This window comes from Vallitaleaceae bacterium 9-2, from assembly GCA_038396585.1.
Taxonomy (GTDB): domain Bacteria; phylum Bacillota; class Clostridia; order Lachnospirales; family Vallitaleaceae; genus UBA1351.
In genome coordinates this window covers 427,755-448,993 of the sequence record CP121691.1, presented here as the reverse complement: position 1 = coordinate 448,993, position 21,239 = coordinate 427,755, and the positions used below count along the sequence as shown (strand labels likewise).

The following is a 21,239-nucleotide window of genomic DNA, read 5'->3' as shown; positions in this document are numbered from 1 at the left end:
TACCTACTTCAATTATAGGTCATTTTCCCCTTCACAGCAACATAAACTCTTAAAACACAGGAGTGAAAGGTAAAAAGGCAGAAAGATAGAGGTAGTCCCTCAGCCCGACTTCACGCAAGTGCCTAAGGGCTGAGGGACTACCTCTATCTTTCAACTGTTGTCGGAACGTTTCATAAAGAAAGCTCCCTTTTATTTATCGTCCTAAACCGATTTACGCGGATTTTTTACAGAATGTAAGTCAAGGTCATTGATGCGATGATAGGTTATATCACCTTCACCAAAAACAGTTTCCGTCTTTTTTGCAAGGTGTTCTAAAAATTTTCGCCATATATATGCGAACTTTCCTAACATATGATCACTTCCTTATCGCTCATCAATTATCTTCTACCTATATTATACATCATTTGAGAACGATTATCAATTCCTTCTTTTATGCGTTTAGATCATTAAAAACGGCTAATATATCTTCTCGCGATTTGGCAGGTGTTTTCCCTTCATACTTTTTAAACACACTCGAAAAGTAATTTTCATTATTGAATCCTACCATTTCTGAGATGTCAATTAAATTAAGATCCATTTCCAAAAACAATTTTTTCGCCTGCTGAATCCGATAACGATTCAAATAATCCGTCACTTTCTGCCCTGTCTCTTTTCTAAATAGTCGATAAGCATATTCTGTATTCAATCCGGTATCGCGACAAATCTCATCTGCTGTAAGCTTCTGATAATAATTATGATGCATATAATTTTTCATTGTGGCGCTAACATAATGTTCATTTTCAAGAGGACTTACATTCGTCAAACTTAAAATTTGCTTCATGATATCCAAAAAATATATCTTGGCATTAATCTGCCAGTAAGGCTCTTGGTTCACATACGCCTTAACGATTTTTCTAAACAGATATTCGATTTCATTGACTTGGGGAACCTGAAGATATTTTGGCAATTGATATCCCCCATTAAAGATCGGATTGGCCCTAATATGTTCTCTATGAACCAGGTGATGTCCAAAAAGCATAATATACGTCTCTGCATTTTGATAATAGTCATAAATCCAGTCCTTATCATCATAATAAAAAAAGTCACAGTGGAACCAATAAAATTCTCCCGATGTGTCCTCATCAAACCACAGTTGATGCGGTGTATTGGGCGAAAAAATAATGAGATCCCCTTTTTTTATCTTGTATTGCTCTTTGCCAATGATTGCATTGGCTGTCCCTTTAAAGCAATACATAAACTGATGATCATAAATTCGTCGCGTCCTATTTCGCCAAGCATCTCTGTGCTGAAGTCCTGCTTCACGAATAAATGGGCATAATTCGTCAAATGAAAATTCTGTTCGATTATTCACTTTACACCTCTTGTACTTGTTTTACATTATTATTAAGTTTAACTTCTGTTAAGATGACTGCCGTTAAGATAATCATCCCACCGATAACCACCTTGCCTGTTAATAGTTCCAATCCAAAAGCAATAGAGAATAATGTACCAAAAAGGCTTTCCATCGACATGATGATGCCCGCCTTTGAAGCCGTCGTCTGTTTTTGTGCACTTGTCTGTAAAAAATAACATAAGCAAGTACTAAAAAGACCGAGGTAAATGACAGCTGGCAGTCCCGTTGCATAATCTACTTGGGTAAATGTCTGGGGACTTTGAAATACTAATCCAATCAAGGAAAAAATACCTGCTACTGTAATCTGTATAAATGCAATGGTCATTGCCTTGCTTTCACGAACAGCAATCCCTAAATATGCAATATGAAGAGCAAAGAGTATTGCACAGGCCATAACATAAGCATCTCCTATGTTTAAAGCCACCTTGCCTTCCGGTGAAACCGTAAGAACTGCCACACCTAAGAACGTCACTATTGCCAAGATTACCGTTTTTATCTGAGGTTTTTTCCTTGTAAGCCCCCAGACAATAAACGGAACAATGACCACATTAGTCGCTGTAATAAAGGCACTGTTCGATACTGTTGTCATGCTTTGACCGATGGTCTGAAAATAAAAGGCCAAAAACAAGATGACACCTGCAATCCCACCACGAATCCACTCTTTTTTTTTGATTGTCTTTATCCGTCCACGCATACCTATAAGTAGCGCAATGCTAGCAATAGGAAATCGAAATGCCATAATCAGCATCGGTTGCATATTTGCATTAATCGCATATTCTGTTGCAATAAATCCGCTTCCCCAGATAATTGCTACAAGAAGCAACATTAGGTCCGCCTTACTTATCATTTTTTTCATCTAAACCTCTCCGACTGTTGTCATTTTTCCATTGATGTTGACTTGCACCTGTTTGCCCTTGGCCTTAGGCGTCACTTGAACAGATTCATGTGTTATCTTAATGCTCAGCGGCACCTCCTCCCATACTATGGAAAATTCAATGCCTTCCCAGTGTTTTGGAAGCCGTGGGTTAAATGTAAGGATGTTGTCACGGTCAACAGACATACCTCCATATCCAAGGGTCACCGATTGCCATGTTCCGCCTGTTGATGCCGCATGGATACCTTCACGGGTATTGCCTTGATTGTTGTATAAATCCACATATGCGGACCTTTCCAGGTATTCATATGCATGTTGTCTGTGCCCTACACGTAATCCCATCATACAATGTATGCTTGGACTTAAAGATGAACGGTGCAGTGTTCGTTGTTCATAATATTCATAATTGGTTTTTTGTGTTGCCTGATCAAAATCATGTTCCAGTAAAAACATAAGCATCACAACATCTGCCTGCTTTAAGATACACGTCTCACTACGTTTGATTCCTTTTAATGCCGTTGGTAAAAGGGGCATATTGTTGGCATCATACTCTTCAATGACAGCATGCTTTAGGTCAAAGTATCCTTCAAATTGTTCGATCAAACCACTGGTATTGTTTAAGTATATCTTGTCGCTTATAGCTTCCCATTGTCTATATTCTGCTTCTGATAGTTTGATTTTTTGAAGTAATTTATCATAAACTTTCGGCGCATATTCTTGATACCGCTCTAAATAGCTCAATGCTTTTTTTATGTTCCATTTTGCCAAATGATTCGTGTATGCGTTATTGTCCACTGGTTCATGCCACTCATCGGGTCCTGTTACTTTATTGATTTCATACACATCTTTTTCATGATTATATTCAAGTCTTGATATCCAAAACCTCGCCGTTTCAACAATAATTTCCAACCCTTTTTCTTCTAGAAAGGCTTGATCTTTTGTAAAACGATAGTATCGGTCAACGCCAAAAGCGACTGCCGCTGTTACATGATGCTCATAATCAGCAACATAGCACCGATAACAACTTCCATCGGGTTCGACTGTCCAAGCCGGACATTCTTCATCGCCTGTATCTGCAGATTCCCAAGGGTATTTTGCCCCTTGATATCCATTCATTACAGCATTTTCTCTGGCTTTATCCAACAAATGGTATCGGTATGTCACTAGGTTTTTCGCAATATCCGGAAAAACATAGGTGAAAAAGGGAAGTATAAAAAGTTCAGTATCCCAAAACGCGTGCCCACCATATTCTTCTCCATGAATCAGCTTGGCTCCAATATTAGTCCGTGTATCGCTTAGACTTGGTGTACTCATCAAATGAAAAATATTAAACCGGAGCGCATGTTGCATTTTGGGGTCTCCGTGAATAATTAAATCTGCCTGTTCCCAAAGTTTACCATAAGCTAGCTGGTGGTCCATAAATTCTTTTTCAAATCCGCGTTCCATGATTTGACGCAAATCTGTTGTTGCATCTTCTAAAACCGCATAGCTATCTCGCCCGGTACGTATGCTGGCATATTTTTCAATCATAATGGTTTGATTTTCTTTGATTTGTACATCCAAAAATTCAGACGCTAACTCACCGTATTTTCTAAATTTTCGACTTTTTAGGATATCTTGTCCGGACATATCCAAAACTTTTACTGCTGCTGTTGTTGCTATGGGAAGCTTAAAGTCTCTTGTTTGGCTCAGTACTCCACATCCTAAATCTTCAAGCCCTATAATGTCTAGCGTCTCTAAGTGTTTGACTCTAAACCGTGGAAAATCCATAAAATTTGTCACGCTGGCATCAATAATATTTTCAAATTCAAAGATACCTTGATAATTTAATGGTGTCAAGTAAATACGAAAAAGTCCTACATTATTATGACTGCGGCTTAAAAATTTGATTATCTCAACTTTTGTCTTTCGTCCATCATATGCCGTTGTAATATAATGTTTTGCTAGGAATCCTTTTTTCATATCTAGAACACGAATATAGTCTTCTAGTTTTTTACCACTTTCAATGCCGATAGGATCACATTGATAGGACATCTTAAGCTTTGCCCAATCTGGGGTATTACATAATTCCCTCTGAAAAGCTTCAGATTTGTCAAATACGCCATGAACATAATTGGCCGGAAGCATTCGCCGCACATCCGCTTCTTCATGACTTGCCCTGTTTCCCATATATCCGCTGGCAAGTCCAAAAATCGATTCATATGCCAGATTTTTTTGTGCATCGTAAGTACCTTCCACGACCAGCCACTCATCTTTAGATAAATACGCTGCTATTTCCTTTGAAAACATATCCCGCTTTAACATAGTTCACCTCTATTTAACAATCTTATACGCTAATAATTTATTTGCACGTGTTATTTCATCGACAGTGTCTGATGCATTATTGACAAAAGGCTTGATATACAACTCAAATTCAAAGTCATGTGTAAGGGCCTTATATTGTTGCATACGATCCGGTCCACAGCTTTGACTTCCCAAGCCGGAGTTGATTAAGTCACAATTAACGATAAGATTTGGGGCATGCTTTAGGTCGACTTGATGCATCGTCTGATACAGTTCTTGATCTAAAACATCACGCACGCTAAAATCCATCTGGTGACTTCCCAACTGGATGCCTCCTTGTGCATTTGCCAAGGACGCCCATCTTACGCCTGTACGATTCCCATTTTCCTGAGGAACCATATAGGGAAAACTCATTTTTGAATAGTGCATCGAATGAATGCCTTCATAAGCATTTGCTTTGCTATCGCAATAGCACTCTTGCGGTCCGTATCCATTGTATGTCACTTGCTCATATCGTTTAGGCACCTGCATTTGCAGACCAATCTTTGGCAAATGTTTGGGTGCTTTTCCGCTAAATCCACCGCTCCATTGCAACTGGATATATCCATCCTGGGAAATATGGTATGTAAGTTTCGTATCACACCCCCAGTTAAGCCCTCTAGCTCCTACACGTCCTTGAACATGAACAATCACCTCATGCTCTAGCACACTATATTGCATGTTATAGACATTCATCGTCATCGCGTGTAAATGCATTGCCTGCCAATTTTCTTCGTTTTTGACATCATTATCCGTATACGCTCTGAAAAAATTGACACTTGGACCTTGGTCAAAGAACTTGAGCCCTTGCACATGATAATCATAAATGTATCCATCACGTTTTGAGATACTTAGTTCAAAATTTTCTCCGTAAATAGTAATATCTTTTCCACTTTCATTGACCCTAAGCTGCGCACTGATGTTGATTGGTTCTTGTACAGGTTCATGCAATAACTTAACATCATATCCAAGGACATAGGTTTCTTCCCATCCGTCTATCGGCTCTCTAAATTCAAATTTTACCTCAAGATAACACCATTGCATGGCATCAATGTTTAACACTTTCGTTGGAATCTGCATATGACTTATCTGATGAGGTTTGATTACCGGCATCGGCTGTGTAACAGAGGTGATGACCTGTTGATTATAGCGCAAAGTATATGTCACATCCACCATGGAAGTATCCATAAAGTCAAATCGGTTTTTTACCCTAAGCTTGCCCTCGCCAATGTCCCATTGTTGAATATGAATATTTTCAATTAATTTTGCATATTCTCCTAGGGACGGTGTCGCTTGGTTATTAGCCATTATCATTCCATCCATGCAAAAGTTTCCATTATGAAAATCTTCTCCAAACTCTCCACCAAACAAGAATCTTTCTTTTCCAAGTGCATCGATTGAGTACACACCTTGGTCCTTAAATTCCCAAATAAACATCCCCTGTATTCGCTTGGATTGTTCAATCAGTTCGACATATTCCTTAAGACTACCCGGACCATTGCCCATAGCATGACCAAACTCACATAAAATATGTGGCATTTGAATCTCTTGTGTATCTATTTCATAAAGTTTTCCTACACTTGAATACATAGTACTTGATACATCCACTGATGCATTATGCGCATCACTTTCATAGTGTATGGGTCTAGACGGTTCATGTTGTTTGCACCACTGATACATCGCATTAAAATTCACACCGTATGCAGATTCATTGCCCAGTGACCACATAACAACACATGCATGGTTTCGGTCACGTTCGACTATTCGTTCAATACGGTCAACATAAAGTGCCTCATAGGTTTTGTCATCACACATAAGTGTATCTGTCGCCACAACTTCAAGACCATGACTCTCAAGGTCTGCTTCATCAATAACATAAATCCCCAGTGCATTACATAAATCGTAGAAAAAAGGATTGTTGGGATAGTGTGACGTTCGTATTGCATTCATATGATTGTGTTTAATGAGTTGAAGCTCTCTTTTTGTCTCTTCATACGTTATAGCTCTTCCCGTCTTTGCTGAATATTCATGGCGATTAATTCCTTTGAGCAACACTCTTTTTCCATTGATTTTTAACACACCTTGATCAATTTCGATATGTCGAAAGCCAATACGTTGAGGAACGACTTCCATCACTTTTCCTTGGGCATCTTTCAACGTAAAAATCAATGTATATAGCTTTGGTGTTTCCGCGGTCCAAGGCATAACCCCTTCAAGAACAATCTGTCCATTTAAAGAGATAGCTTCCTGATGAGTCAGTAGCTTCTTTCCATCATATACTTTAAGATCAACTTGTCCTTCTCCACTTAATCGGATGTCCGTATTTAAGTATCCTACCTGTTCTTGACTCTCAAAATCCGGATCCAACACAAGGTTTTCTATAGAAAGCTTTTGCCGCTTAATCAAATACACATCTCGAATAATTCCTCCAAGCCACCACATATCTTGAGCCTCTAAATATGAACCATCACAATATTGATATACAACAACATGTATGTGGTTATTGCCTTTGTGCACAGCTTTTGTGATGTCAAATTCACTGGGATAGCGACTTCCCTGAGAATATCCGATACATTTACCGTTGACATATAAATGAAAAGCGCTTTCAACGCCTTCGAATCGAATAGCAATTGAAGCCACTTCTTGCTCTAAATTAAATGTCTTATGGTAAACACCTGTCTCATTATTATTGACTGGAACATAAGGAACATCAACAGGAAAATCATACCACATATCCGTATATACAAACTTTCCATGCCCTTCAAACTGCCAGTTTTTGGGTACTTCAATGGTTGTATAGTCCTTAATATCTGCTAGGCGCTCCATATCAACCAGTAGCGGAGATTCAAACCACTTAAAGTCCCATGTTCCATTTAGCATCATGATATGCTTGGACTGATTTTTATCATAGGTTAGCGCACTTTCTTCACTGTCATATGAATAAAAATGGGTCCGACTTGCTTTGCGATTTTTCGCTAAAACATTATAATTATTCCAATCAAAATCATTGATATTCAATATATTTATTCCTTGCATTACATTCACCTTATATCTCTCTATATATTCTTAATCCATTTTATTATTTTATTCCTGACATCGATACACCTTCAACAAAGCGTTTTTGGAAAAACAAGTATATGATTAGCACAGGTAATATTGTCACTGCAGCCGCCGCAAACAAACCACCATAATTGACCGTATTTTGTCCGCTAAACATGTTTAGGGCTACAGCTAAGGGCATCTTGTCTTTTGTATTTAACACAAGATATGGCCACAAGAAATCTTCCCAGTTCCATAAAAACAAAAAGATGGATAATGCTGATATCATATTCACGGATAATGGAACAGCGATTTTATGAAAAATAGTAAATTCCCTTGCCCCATCTATTCGTGCGGCATCAATAAGTTCATTAGGAATACCACTTGTCATATACTGTTTCATCATAAATATTCCAAATGACGAATAAAGCGTTGGTAAAATAATTGCCCAATATGAATCAATTAAATTTACTGTATTTATCATTTGATAAAGAGGAATCACCATAATTAAGTATGGAACCATCATAGTAAATAAAATCATGGAAAAAATAATTTTTTTTCCCTTAAATTCAAATTTTGCTAACACATATCCACATAGCAAGCTTGTATAAATGCCGATTGCCGTTTTCACTGTCGCCAAAAATACAGAATTGAGAAAGTATCTTGCTATGTTAAAACTTTTAAATATATCCACATAGTTTTCAATCGTCCATCCTCGTGGAAAAAATGTAGTCGGTACGGAAGTAATCTCTCGACTCGTTTTAAACGTTGAGAGCATCAACCAAAAAAACGGAAGAAACATAATCAAACCACCGATAACCAAACAAACTTTGAGTGTAATCGCACCTATCTTATCTATCTTCATGATTCGCCACCTCTCGACAGTACTTTTAGTTGAATGACTGTAATAATCAAAATAATGATAAAAAGTATTACCGAAAGCGCAGATGCATATCCAAAACGATAATTTTCAAAAGCTTCATTATAAATCATATACGATATAACATATGTCGCCGTTCCCGGACCACCTTCTGTCATTACAAAAATCTGTACAAAGGATTGAAAATACGAAATCAACGATGTAATGACAATAAAAATAATGGTTGGTTTTAACATGGGTATAGTAATATGTCGAAAGCACTTGTATTGGTTCGCTCCGTCAATACTGGCTGCCTCATATAGATTCCTGGGAATATTCATAAGGGCTGCCATAAATATTACTACTGCATATCCAATATCTTTCCAGGCGGTCATAACAATAACTGCCGGCATGGCCAACGTCTTATCCATCAACCAGTTTTTTCCTGCAAAACCAAAGGCGGCTAGCAGCATATTTAAAAGTCCAACCCGTGGATGATAGACCCATTCCCATACCATAGAAACTGCCACAATCGGCATAATCACCGGTAAAAAATAAAGACTTCGAAGAATACCATCGTGCCTTTTTAATGAATATAGACCTGCGGCAATGACAAGACCTAATCCTGTTCGCAAAATAATCAGTGAACCACTAAACACAAATGTATTTTTCAGCGAAATCTTAAATAAACTTGACTGAAGTATTGCAATATAATTATCGATCCCTGTAAATTCCATCGTATTTTGCAATGGATTCCAATTGCTGAAACTTCCAATAATACCATATCCTAAAGGTATAAAGAAGAAGATTATATTAAAAACAATGAGACCAAACATGGCTACAAATACAATGAATTTTTTTTGATCGTCGATTAAATGATATCTGAGTTTTTTTATCATAACTTTTCTTCCTTTTCATGAAGAAAGACAACGCCTACCAATTTAAACATCTCGGTATTTGATTGCCTTTCTTCTTTACTATCCTTATTGGAAAGCTACCTGCTCCATCTGGTGCAAATTGCTTACATCAATTGATTGTGCATCCATCTTAGCTTGTTCAATCGCATCTTCAACTGAAGTTCCTGTTAAAGCCGCTTCAAGCATTGTCCTATAAACTTTTTCCAAGTTACTTGGTACAATGACAACTTTCGCATCGCCGGAGTTATAGGCTTGTAAAACCGCATGTCCCGCTGTACCTTCTTCATATGTAATATCAACTGTTGTATTATTTGGCGCTCCGGAATTACCTTTGACAATATCTGTAACTGTCGATTCATCCGTTAGCATGAATTCAACAAAATCATTAAGCACCTCATATTTTGCTTCTGATACATTTTTGCTGATTCCAAATGTTAGTTCAGCAAAAGCCGTTGTTGTTCCCGGAACAGGGAAAGCATAAAGCTGTGCATCTTCTGGTGCCCAAAATTCCATCCAGCCGGCACCGTAGATAAAAGCTGCGGAATCTTGATACAAAGAATCTTCCGGACTATTTTGACCATAAGTCAAATAATCCATGTACCCTGCATCTGTCCAATCCAAAACTTGTTGCAATGCTTTTTCACTAAATACGGCTCCATTTTCATCCGTTAAACGCTCTCCTGCTTGATATGCCAAGTCATATAACATATGAAATGAATAGTCGTAACCGATAATACCCTTTTGTGCATCTGTATATTTTGAACTTTCAGCAAATAATTCTTCCCATGTCGTTGGGGCTTTGTCCATATCTCCTACGATTTTTTCATTAGCATACATAATCATACTTGTAAAGACTGTTGGAATTACAAGTGGTTTATTATTCTCTCCCAAGTACATATCTGTTGTCGATAATTGACCTAGGATATCCTCTGAAAGATTTAGTTCTCTAGAAATAGGACCTAATGTATCCATATATGCGGTGTGTGTATAATATATATCAGGACCACGTCCATTGTTAACTTCAAGTGGAAGTTTTGTAAAGTAATCACCCCATGGTTGTTGCTCAATTACATAATTGAATGTTTTGCCTTCTGCTTCCATCGCTGTCTTATAATTTTCGAACATATTGTAATAGAATGAATATTCGACGTCATCGCCTGGAATCCATACAACAATTTCTTCTGTTCCTTCATTATCTCCTGTTGATTGCTCTTGTTGCGTGTCTGATGCTTCTTCTTGAGAAGGCGTGTCTGTGTCTGTTCCTTGTGTATTATCATTTCCACAACCTACAAATGCTATACTCATTACAATAACTAGTAAAACCGCCATATATTTCTTCATAATCTGTTCTCCCTTTTACAATGAAATAAGTTTATAATGGTTACATTCGAATGTACTTTACTCTTATATTTTAACATGCGCTTTTTAGTTTTTTCAAAAAAAAACTGTATAAAACTTATAAAAAATCGACATTTATGCTTTTTGTGTAAATGAAAAACTCTACAATTTTTCTTTTTTTTATCTTTTTTACATCTTCACTCTCCACGTCTATAGCAAATCGCCTGATTACCTATGTCATTGCCTTGAACTAAAAGATGATCACTACTTGAAATGTCTATCGCTACAGCACAGTTTTTTATCGAATTATTAAGGATGCGAACATTATCTGCACATTCAACTGCAATTCCAACATTAAGGTCTTTATCACTTCCATAGATCGTGTTGTTTTCTATACAAATGTTTTGGTGAATACCGACGGCTTTGTGCTTTGCTTCTGTCATAACAGCAATCCCTGATGCATTTAAATATGTCCCATCACCATATCCACAGTCTATAATAGTGTTATGACGTATCTGAATGTTTTCACACCGTACAGATTCCCACCACCCGGTGGCTGTATCTACATGGATTCCCGTTCCTGTGCAGTTTTCAATACGGCAGTTTTCAATAATGACATTTCGCGTCTGTATTAAGCACGCTCTTGCTCGTACGGATTTAATATGGCAGTGAGCAAAGCGTAATGACGCTACATCATTCGTTTTGGTTAGTAAATCGCCCACCTGAATCTTATGATCTATCGCCTCAGCAAATGTAATGCGGGCACGCCATTTTTCCTTATCTACTACGACTTGCTTTACCGTGTTGTTCGGTGCAATCAACGATAAGTCCTCTACCCTTGCAAATTCTACTTCATCGCCACTTCTTGGGGCATCAAATATTTGATCTTGGGTTCCGTTTTCATTGAGAATGGTAACTTCAACTTGTTTGTCATCAATGATTTTTGTGATATAGTTATAAAAACCATGCACATTGACTGCATCATCTCCCATCCCCTCAAAATAGCACTCCTCAAAGTTAATCGCCCCTTCACAGCTAATAAAATGGGTCGCATCTGTTGTTGTCGACATAAGGTGATTTTTTTTAGGACGTACCTGCAATCGTCTAAACTCAAGGTCTGAACTATAATGCCCCACTACCCCCATCCCAGGATTTGTCAAAAGAACCGTATCTTCAATTAATACTTGCTTCGTCTCCAAAAAATATATACACGGACGATAATTACCCACGTGCCTAAGCACAAGAGTATCCCCAGGATTTAAATCTTTTGCGACATTTGCATCAAATGCATAGATATCCTCTTCTATTTTTCTTAGTGGTGACATGTTTCTAAACTTCCATACACAACCAAATCTTTTTTTTAAAGGATCATAGTCCATTAGAGCCCATATTGGCTCTTTTCCATTGATTTTAAAATCCGCATGACTTTTTACTCTAATCGTCTCCCCTTTGATTTCTTGGATTATACCCACACTAAAGGGTGGACGTTTCCATTCAATTGTAAACCCTGTAATTTTTACATCTTGGCACTTTGAGAAATGAAAAGGTGCAATCAAGCCTTCAAAAATAAGGGTTGAACCATTTCCGATAAGGGTCACGCCCTTTATTCCATTGAAAGAAAACCCTGTATTAAAGCTAATCCCATGTTTTCCCCAATGTGTATCATAATCTAATTCCCCTCGCATTAATGCATCAAAATCCTGTTTAGCACTTGTATCGGATAATAGATAATTCCCCTTTTCAAATTCAATAACTACCCCTTCTTTGCCTTGAGCTTCCAAAAGTCTAGCTCGAATATAATCGAATAGATTTTCCATTTTTGCTTGATCTTTTTTAATGTTTATATACATCGAATTCTCCTTTCACATGGTCTTGTAGCTAGGCGCTCTATATACTTTCTCATCTTATCATTTTTTTAGGGTTTCTTGCTTAAAAAAAATGTATAAAACTTATAAAGAATCGACTTTCATGTCTTTTCCATAAGATTTATACATTGCAATTATTCTATATTCTCTTTATTGTTCATCTATTTTTTATTGAACTCTCATACAGCTTTATATAATCCTCCACTGATATTTTATGACACAATTCAGCGATTAGTTCATACGGGATTTGTTCGATTTTTTTAAACCGTATACAGCTTTTGCCTATATCAAGTTTTGTAGAAGATCGTTTTTGATACTCATACACAAACCATTTTTTTACAGCCTCATCCATATATATTCCCATATGATATTGCGATATATAATTTTTTTGGGAGGCCAAGCTAACAAATGGAAGTGGTTCCCCTTCGGACGCATGATAGCCTAGAGGATATATCTCTAGCGGAATAACATAAGAAATCATTCCATACATCATCTGCTCTTTTAACTGCATGGGAAGATTTTCAGCTAAACACATTCGTATTTTTGCCATTGCTTCTTGGCGATTTACAGGTAAACTCTGAAGATACTGAGAAACTGTTGTTGCTTTTGAGATCATAGGATACTCCTTTCAAATGCATTCCAAATTTTTTTTTCATAGTCTTGTCTTAGTTTTGTCTGTCCATTAAATGTGAGTAATCCGCTTAATACACCCTGAACCATGGTAACATAAAGATAGTGGTAACCTTCTTGAATGCCACCGCGAATTTCCCCTTGGCTATGCCCTTGCTCAAAAATCTTTTCTATGCCGTTTAGTATATTTTTCATTTGCTCTTTTTGTAACGTTTTGCACTTTGCATACAGCTGCTGATTTGGAATCAATTCAATGTTGTGTATAAATCTCAATTTTTCTTGATTGCTATAATACTTAATCACACCAAAATAGATTCCTCGTAAAATATCTATTGCTGGCTGCTTTTTAAGTTCATCATACACCGTTGTCAAGAATTGATAATGCGCACTTAATTCTCTCTCAACTGCCCGGTATATAATCTCATCCTTACTTGTAAAATGGCTGTATATGGAAGGTACCTTTATTCCTACATGTTTTGATATATCTGACATGGACGCCATATATCCCTTGATTGAAAACTCATGAATCATTGCATTAATAATTTTATCTTTCATATCCATTCTTTCCTCTTTTCCTAGCAAGTACTCGTTAGTAACAGATGAAAATACTAGCATTTTTTTTATATAAAGTCAAACACGCCTATTAAAAATGCGCCTTTTACGATGAAGTTTAGACACGTTCCATCATAAAAGGCGCTCTTACTTAGATTTTAAATCCGTCGACTGTCTCTTGTAGCTCTTGTGCAATCTTTGCTAAATGTTCACCTGCACTAGCTATCTCTTCAATCTGTGCCGCTTGTTCTTCTATTGATGCTGATGCTTCTTCTGTTCCGGCAGCATTTTCTTGAGCAATAGCTGATAGGTTTTGGACCAAGTCAATAATGTTTTCTTTATTGTTGGCCATCACTTTAACAGAATGGTTTAATTCAGACACAACTTTTTTTACCATTTCTGTTGCCTGTGCAATGGATTCAAACTTCAACTGCGTCTCTACAACGCTCTCAGATTGAACATCGATCGTTCCTTTAACATCGTTCATAGTATGAACCGCAAGTTCAGATTGATTTTTGAGTTCGTCAATCACTGCTTTAATGTCTTGGGTAAAACGATTGGATTCTTCTGCTAATTTGCGAATCTCTTCTGCAACTACAGCAAATCCTCTTCCTGCTTCCCCTGCTCTAGCAGCTTCAATAGCTGCATTTAGCGCTAATAGGTTGGTTTGGTCTGCGATACTTTGAATCATTGTACTTGCTTGATCAATCTTTTCTGCATTCGCATTATTACTAAGAATAATGTTATGAATATGTTTTGTTGCTTCATTAGACTTCTCACTGTTTTGAACAAGAATACTTAGAATTTTGAATCCTTCTTCTTTTTCTGCCTCAATCTTATCTGCTGCTCTATTTAGTTCTAAAATGTATTTTGCATCTTCGTCTAACAGTTTGCCTAGCTCATCAACGTTATTGGCTGTACTTTCTGTATCTTTGGCTTGATCTGTTGAGACCTTTGCAATCTCTTCAATTGTTAATGCAACTTCATCAGATACGAGGGCTGCTTGTTGAGAGTTTGTCGATAAGTTTTGTGAAGAGCTTGTCATCAGATGTGCTGTTTGCTCTGTATGTAAAATCACTTCAGCAACATGGGCTTCCATCTCTTTCATTGAATTGATCATAACACCTATCTCATCTTTACGCTTTAGGTATTTAAATGCTCTTAGTTGTGGATCAAAACGAAAATCTAGACGTCCTTGTTTTTGCACCACTTCAACAAGATCTAAAATCGGTCTTGAAATAGTACGACTAGCAAATATTGCAATAATAACTCCCAAGAATGATGCTCCCAATATAACACCAATTAGAATACTCCTTATTAAATTGATTTCTTTGAGTATCTCATTTTTCTCAGCACCGATGACCATAATCCATGGCGTGTTCTTTACAGGTGAAAAACTAGCCACACGCTCCTGCCCCTCAAAGGAATATTCGCCAAATCCTGTCTTTCTAAGAAGGATTTTCTCTTGAGTTAATTTTGCCAGCTCTTTATTACTGTCATCTGTTTTTGCCGCTTCGATAACATTATATTGATCGATTACAAGCGCATTATTCGAATGTCCGACAAATGTCCCGGCATCATTAAGAACGTAGCCATAGCCACTTTTTCCATATTCTACATCACTTGACATTTGGCTAAGGACAGTTCCTTCCTTACTTCCATATAAGATACCTGTTATCTTTCCATTTTTATAAATCGGTGTAGCTACAACTAAAATTGTCAGTTCTGTATTTTTACTGATAAATACATCCGACATATTCGTCTCACCACTAGCTGCTTTTTTAAAATAGGTACGTTCACTGATATCAATAGATTGTCCATCCTTATAATATGGTGTTGTCTTTCCGTTTAGGTCTGCAATCGAAAACGAGGTATAACCTGTTCGCTGTGCTTCTTTAACAAAAAAGTCCACTTTTTTATCATAAGCTATGGATGTGTCATGGATAATCCCATTTTGTGCTAAGGCTTCAATATACGTTAAATCAATATCGATACGTGATGATAGGTTTTTAGCTTCTATCTCTGCGATTTGCTGCATATCATAGCGTGCATCTTCCATCATCGTTTTACTGACGATACTAATGGTAATAATTCCCATAGTTGTAGTGACTAAAAATACAACCACAAAAAATAATAAAACTACTTTAAATTTTATTGACTTCATCTGTCTCTCCTTAATTGTGTATTAAATGTTTTGATGAGTAGTATTACTTTTTGTATGCATACATGTTTTATTTATTGTCTAGCTAGCGCTCGCTAGGTTGATACTTCCAAATAGTAGCACTATCATCTCTAAAAGTCAATAATATTTACTTTTTGCTTTTTGTTTATTTTTGATTTTGAATAAATTGGTCCATAAAGAGGATCTATCTTGTTCGTACAAAGCAGCTTTCCAGATGATCGTCAACCAATCCTACTGCCTGCATATAGGCATACATGATGGTCGTTCCCACAAAAGACATACCGCGTTTTTTTAAGTCTTTGGATAGTTGGTCACTTTCTTTTGTCGAGACCGGAACTTCACTGAAATCTTGATAATGGTTAATTCTTGGTTGCCCATCAACAAAGCGCCAAAGATATGAATCAAAGCTCCCAAATTCTTTTTGAATCTCTAAAAAAACCTGCGCATTTTTTCTAGCCGAATATATTTTTAACCGATTTCTTATAATACCTGCATCCTCACGTAACTGTTCTAACTCAGTATCACTCATTGAAGCAACCTTATGTGGATCAAATTGATGAAAAGCTTTTCGATATCCTTCACGTCGCTTCAAAATCGTATACCAGCTTAAACCAGCCTGTGCTCCTTCTAATATCAAAAACTCAAAAAGCTTTTGGTCATCATGAACAGGCACTCCCCATTCAACATCATGATAATGTGCATAGTCTTCTTGCCCGGCTTTATCTCCAAAGCATCGTATTATTGTTCCCATCGCCTCTCCTTTTCTCCGTTAACAGCTGTGATTATCACAATCTTCATCTTCAAATTCGATTTCTATGGTTGCATGTTCAATCTTTTCTTGGATAAGCACATGACGTATTGCTTGCTTCATCGGTACAAGCACCGTATTGTTGGCCCCATTATCAACCACAACATGTGTACTCAAAAAAATCTTCTGCCCTTCCAATGACCAAATGTGGGTATGATGAACGGACTTAACACCTTGTACGGTTTCAATCAAAGCTTCAACATCTTGAATCACGTATTCTTCTGGGACACCTTCTAATAAAATATTCAAAATCCCTTTGATATTCTTTATCACATTGTAAAGGACAAACAAAGTCAGTCCAATAGATAATAATGGGTCGATAATCGGCCAATCAAAAAACATAAGAATAATACTGCTAATTAAGATGACAACCCACCCAAACACGTCTTCCAGTAAATGCCATGAAACTACTTTCTCATTAATCGACTCTCCATGTTGTAATCGAAGGACCGCCATCCCATTAATTAATATTCCTAAGATGGCAAATCCAAACATCCCTTCCGGATGAACTGCTTCTGGATTAAAAATCCTGGGAATGGCTTTGGTTAAAATCAAAATGGATCCACCAAATAAGATAAAGCTATTTAAGAGTGCGCCTAATATGGAAAAGCGCGCGTATCCAAAAGAAAATCTATGATCCGGTTTTTTTTGTGCATAACGTTCTAGCCACCATGCAATGCCTAGAGATAGGGAGTCCCCTAAATCATGTAAAGCATCCGACAAGATGGCCACACTATTCGTTAAAAACCCACCAATAATTTCAATAATCGTAAATGTTAAATTCAATATAAACGCTACTTTTATATTTCCTTGGGAATGATGGTGATGGTGATCATGATGTGCATGTTGGTGTGTATGTTTAGATGTATGTTGATGTGTATCTTTATTCATTTTTAGTCCTCTTTCTGGTTTCGATCTGTTGTTGGAAAATAAGCATATCCTGGAACCGTGTTAAGTTCCTTGTCCCAATTGGCCTTATGTGCCAAAAAAATATGTCCTTGTGGTCTGATATGTACTTGTGTATCTAGACTTCCTGCCGGAACGACAAGCAAAGTCCCATCAAACTGTATATTTGGAAGTGCCGACCCACATGTTTTACAAAAGCTTTTGATATGGCCATCGGATTGATAATTAAAGGTTTGAATATTCTCTTCACCAACAATCCAGCGAAGTGTCGCTGTGTTTGAAAATAGATTAGCGGCATGCGCCGAGCCTGTATCTTTTCGGCAACGCTCACAATGGCATAGAAAAAAATTCTCAAACTCACCGATAATCTCAAACTGCACTGTTTCACATAAACATTTCCCTACATATTTCATAAAAATCTCCTCTCCATAAAGCGTCTTACTTTATTTCCATTCTGTTACGTCCATTTTGTTTTGCCTCATATAATGCTATATCTGCGGTTTTAATCAATGTCTTCATGGTATGACTAGCCTCCATAACCGCTCCACCAATACTGATGGTTACATGCTCTTTGGGATATGTACAATCAATGCATGCGTCCCTTACAATATCTACAAGTTTTTCACCAACACGCCTTGCTTTTTGATTGTCACAATCACGTAGTATCACCAAAAACTCTTCTCCTCCCCATCTGCCGATTGTATCTGTCCCCCTTAAATTTTGAGCTAACCGCTGAGCAACTGTAATAATGACTTGATCCCCTACATCATGTCCATAGGTGTCATTAAACCGCTTAAAATGATCAATATCAATCATAAGCAAGCAAAAGCTTCGTCCACATGCCATATAGGCATTAATTTCTTCCTTTAAGATATTCTCTATTTTTCCCCGATTATTTATCTGCGTTAAATTATCGGTATCTGCTAAGTGTTGTGTTTTTTTTAAAAGTTCCTGTGTATAATTAAAGATCTGGTCCCATTGATGCAAAAGCTTTATATGCACCATCTGTGTAATTGAAAACGTAAGATAAATCGTCGCAAGCAGGCTACTCATTATAAGCAGTGCCTCACTATGATATAGTTGACTATATTCTATAACTTGAAAGCGATTCAATCCTATGTACGCTCTCGTCCCATGAATGAGAATCAAAAATATATGGGCAATAACCACATGCTCTGCACATCGTCTATACACCGGCTCTGCTTTAACCACAATAAGGTAGATGGTATGAGCAAATACAGGAATAATCATCAGTGTAAATACCATCAGGCGCACTTGTTTATTTGGGTTATATAATGTATAAAAACTATATAGACTAATAAATATCCCCGTTGATATGATATAGGGTAGCAGCCGAACCTTTAAGTCCATAAATTCTGCCACACCAAATAAAAGCAATATCGCACCTATATAAATAAGTGTATTCGCAAAAACAATTGAAAAAATCGGCGATATGTCCGTATGAAAATTGGCCAATGTCAGCCCTATCGATTGGACTATAAGATCCGCAAACACTAAAAAAATTCCTTGATACTTGTGCCGGATGCGTTTCCAAGTTATCCCCAAAATTAGTGTACAAATATAATTTATAAACATATACATATCAATTACTGTTAATAAGTCAAGATTCATACGCACCTCTTTACTCATCAAAATAAGATCTTCTCACCTTCTATTCTACCAAATTGCTTGACTATTGGCTAGCTATGATACAAAGAAGCCACCATCCTAATATTAGGTGGTGGCTTTTATTGTAAATATCCATCGAATCTCTATCTGTTCTCCACGTTGATGTCCGTAGAATAAAAGTTGTCGCTCATCTTGTGTCTGTGCGATGATATACACCGGATCATATGCAGATTCTTGTACCAAAGAGCTTATCGAAGCCAGCTCTATATCTGACTGTGCACGATATATCTTTCCAATCCCACGAATCTCTTCCTCATGTGTATCCTCTATAAAATCCGGAAACTGAACCCACTCTAGTAATTGTCCCTCTTGAATCTTAGCTTCATAGAGTCCTCCTACCAATGTCCACTCCCTCATTTCTTCTTGGCTTTGTACATAAAGCTGATCGTCTGAAGAGATATTAAACCGCGGCGCCGTTTCAGGAAAATATGTAAATGAATATAATGGTGCATCATAGATAACTTCTTCTACTTGATAGACATGTCCTCCAAGTTTTTTCTGCATCGGATTAATTGGATTAGAGACTAGGCTAATTACTGCAATGACTACAAGGACGGTAACACCTATCGTTAAATAGGTTTTAGGCTTTTTAAAATTAAGGATATTCTTCACTCGCCCGATAACCTCACCTTCTCCAAATGCTAAAAGGGACAGATTATACCTTCTTCGACCTGTAGCAAAGTGAAGCAACGACTGTGAATACTCTTTTTTAATATGAGGACCTAGCTGATTTAAAACCATTTCATCACAAGACATCTCCATATCCTTTTCACTTAATCCATAGGCTAACCAGACCAATGGGTTAAACCAATGTAGACATAAAACCATATAACTCATCACTCGGATTATAGGGTCAAAGCGCCGGATATGCATCTGTTCATGAAGAACAACATAGTGTTTTTCAGCCGTATCCAATGTATCGGGCAAGTATATTCTTGGAGATAAAATCCCTAAGACAAAGGGCGTCTGTATGGCTTTTGACACATAGATATTGTCTTTTTCTTGGTATGCACCCTTTAACTGTTGTCGAAGCTTGACAAAAGTTGTTATTCCATAGATAAGCAAAGCAATTACACCTACACTCCATATAATCGTTCCTAAAAAGCTATACACTTGCATAGGATTAACACTCTCCGCCGGTCTTGCCCCAGGTAAAGCACTTCCAAGGGTCTGGTCAAAAACCGCTATGCCCGTCTCAATCTTTGGCGTCATATCATATAAAATCTTCTCAGTAAATGGGGTCGGATTAACAGGAATAAGGCTAAAAACACTCTCAAGTGTCAGTGGAATGCTTAAGCGTATGAGAGCAATCCCCCATAAAATATAGGAATATTTTTTGGGCGCCTTACGTAGAGCTATGCGTAACCCTAAGATAAAGACAATGACCACACTTCCCATAAAACTCATGTTGAGTATATGCATAAACATTTTCTCCATCATCGCTTCACCCCTCTTTATGTTCGTCGATAAGACGCTCAATCGCTTTGATTTCCTTGTCACTTAGTCTTTTCCGTCGTGAAAACGCTGTTAAAAATCTTGGTAATGATCCATCAAAAGACTCCTCTAAGAAGAATGCACTTTTGTTCGCAAAAAACTCTTCTTGACTCATAACGACCATAACGGTTCCTTTTTCATTGGTAAAGATTCCCCGATCGCATAAACGTTTTAACATCGTATAGGTCGTTGTCCGCTTCCAATTAAACTCTTTTGCGCCTATATCTATAATCTCACGTGTAGTTATCGGTGCCTTTTCCCATAGTATCTTTGCAAACTGCTGCTCCATATCTCCCAACACATATTTTTCCATATAGCCCTCCTTTGTCTAACATCATTAGACAAATATAGTCTAACACCATTAGACAAAA

At 37.3% G+C, this 21,239-nt stretch carries 18 protein-coding genes; all 18 read right to left on the bottom strand.

Going from position 1 to position 21,239, the window contains the following annotated elements; translation table 11 throughout:
* Positions 1 to 201: 201 nt before the first annotated feature.
* The 18 genes from QBE53_02160 to QBE53_02075 all read right to left on the bottom strand — a co-directional run bounded on the left by QBE53_02160 (position 202) and on the right by QBE53_02075 (position 21,181).
* Positions 202 to 351: a hypothetical protein gene (locus QBE53_02160; protein ID WZL81928.1), complete on the bottom strand. Its 150-nt coding sequence runs from the start codon at positions 349 to 351 to the stop codon at positions 202 to 204.
* 79 nt (positions 352 to 430) lie between these two features.
* Positions 431 to 1,351: an AraC family transcriptional regulator gene (locus QBE53_02155; GenBank protein ID WZL81927.1), complete on the bottom strand. Its 921-nt coding sequence runs from the start codon at positions 1,349 to 1,351 to the stop codon at positions 431 to 433.
* A 1-nt stretch (position 1,352) separates the two neighbouring features.
* A complete protein-coding gene (locus QBE53_02150; protein WZL81926.1) occupies positions 1,353 to 2,249 on the bottom strand; it encodes a DMT family transporter in 897 nt (298 codons plus the stop codon).
* Positions 2,250 to 4,571, bottom strand: coding sequence for a glycosyl hydrolase family 65 protein (locus tag QBE53_02145; GenBank protein ID WZL81925.1), 2,322 nt, complete (start codon positions 4,569 to 4,571; stop codon positions 2,250 to 2,252).
* 9 nt (positions 4,572 to 4,580) lie between these two features.
* Complete coding sequence (locus QBE53_02140; protein WZL81924.1) at positions 4,581 to 7,625, bottom strand: glycoside hydrolase family 2 TIM barrel-domain containing protein; 3,045 nt, start codon at positions 7,623 to 7,625, stop codon at positions 4,581 to 4,583.
* Between the two features lie 43 nt (positions 7,626 to 7,668).
* Positions 7,669 to 8,493, bottom strand: coding sequence for a carbohydrate ABC transporter permease (locus QBE53_02135; GenBank protein ID WZL81923.1), 825 nt, complete (start codon positions 8,491 to 8,493; stop codon positions 7,669 to 7,671).
* Positions 8,490 to 9,386: a sugar ABC transporter permease gene (locus tag QBE53_02130; GenBank protein WZL81922.1), complete on the bottom strand. Its 897-nt coding sequence runs from the start codon at positions 9,384 to 9,386 to the stop codon at positions 8,490 to 8,492. The genes QBE53_02135 and QBE53_02130 overlap by 4 nt, the downstream gene beginning before the upstream one ends.
* Before the next feature lie 84 nt (positions 9,387 to 9,470).
* Positions 9,471 to 10,745 carry a hypothetical protein gene (locus QBE53_02125; protein WZL81921.1) on the bottom strand — a complete coding sequence of 425 codons (1,275 nt, stop codon included), beginning with the start codon at positions 10,743 to 10,745 and terminating at the stop codon, positions 9,471 to 9,473.
* Between the two features lie 194 nt (positions 10,746 to 10,939).
* Entirely contained in the window at positions 10,940 to 12,592 is a 1,653-nt protein-coding gene (locus QBE53_02120) for a right-handed parallel beta-helix repeat-containing protein (protein WZL81920.1), read from the bottom strand.
* Between the two features lie 172 nt (positions 12,593 to 12,764).
* Positions 12,765 to 13,223, bottom strand: a complete 459-nt coding sequence (locus QBE53_02115; GenBank protein ID WZL81919.1) for a DUF1801 domain-containing protein — start codon at positions 13,221 to 13,223, stop codon at positions 12,765 to 12,767.
* Positions 13,220 to 13,798: a TetR/AcrR family transcriptional regulator gene (locus QBE53_02110; protein WZL81918.1), complete on the bottom strand. Its 579-nt coding sequence runs from the start codon at positions 13,796 to 13,798 to the stop codon at positions 13,220 to 13,222. The genes QBE53_02115 and QBE53_02110 overlap by 4 nt, the downstream gene beginning before the upstream one ends.
* Positions 13,799 to 13,940: 142 nt before the next feature.
* Positions 13,941 to 15,953, bottom strand: coding sequence for a methyl-accepting chemotaxis protein (locus tag QBE53_02105; protein WZL81917.1), 2,013 nt, complete (start codon positions 15,951 to 15,953; stop codon positions 13,941 to 13,943).
* A 202-nt stretch (positions 15,954 to 16,155) separates the two neighbouring features.
* Positions 16,156 to 16,722: a DNA-3-methyladenine glycosylase I gene (locus tag QBE53_02100; GenBank protein ID WZL81916.1), complete on the bottom strand. Its 567-nt coding sequence runs from the start codon at positions 16,720 to 16,722 to the stop codon at positions 16,156 to 16,158.
* An 18-nt stretch (positions 16,723 to 16,740) separates the two neighbouring features.
* Positions 16,741 to 17,670, bottom strand: coding sequence for a cation diffusion facilitator family transporter (locus QBE53_02095; GenBank protein WZL81915.1), 930 nt, complete (start codon positions 17,668 to 17,670; stop codon positions 16,741 to 16,743).
* A 2-nt stretch (positions 17,671 to 17,672) separates the two neighbouring features.
* Positions 17,673 to 18,098, bottom strand: coding sequence for a GFA family protein (locus tag QBE53_02090; GenBank protein WZL81914.1), 426 nt, complete (start codon positions 18,096 to 18,098; stop codon positions 17,673 to 17,675).
* 25 nt (positions 18,099 to 18,123) lie between these two features.
* Positions 18,124 to 19,317 (bottom strand): GGDEF domain-containing protein, encoded by a 1,194-nt coding sequence (locus QBE53_02085; protein WZL81913.1) that lies wholly within the window; start codon positions 19,315 to 19,317, stop codon positions 18,124 to 18,126.
* A gap of 102 nt (positions 19,318 to 19,419) precedes the next feature.
* Positions 19,420 to 20,814 carry a M56 family metallopeptidase gene (locus tag QBE53_02080; protein WZL81912.1) on the bottom strand — a complete coding sequence of 465 codons (1,395 nt, stop codon included), beginning with the start codon at positions 20,812 to 20,814 and terminating at the stop codon, positions 19,420 to 19,422.
* A 4-nt stretch (positions 20,815 to 20,818) separates the two neighbouring features.
* The gene (locus QBE53_02075; GenBank protein WZL81911.1) at positions 20,819 to 21,181 is read right to left on the bottom strand and encodes a BlaI/MecI/CopY family transcriptional regulator; all 363 of its coding nucleotides are present in this window, start codon (positions 21,179 to 21,181) and stop codon (positions 20,819 to 20,821) included.
* Positions 21,182 to 21,239: the final 58 nt, after the last annotated feature.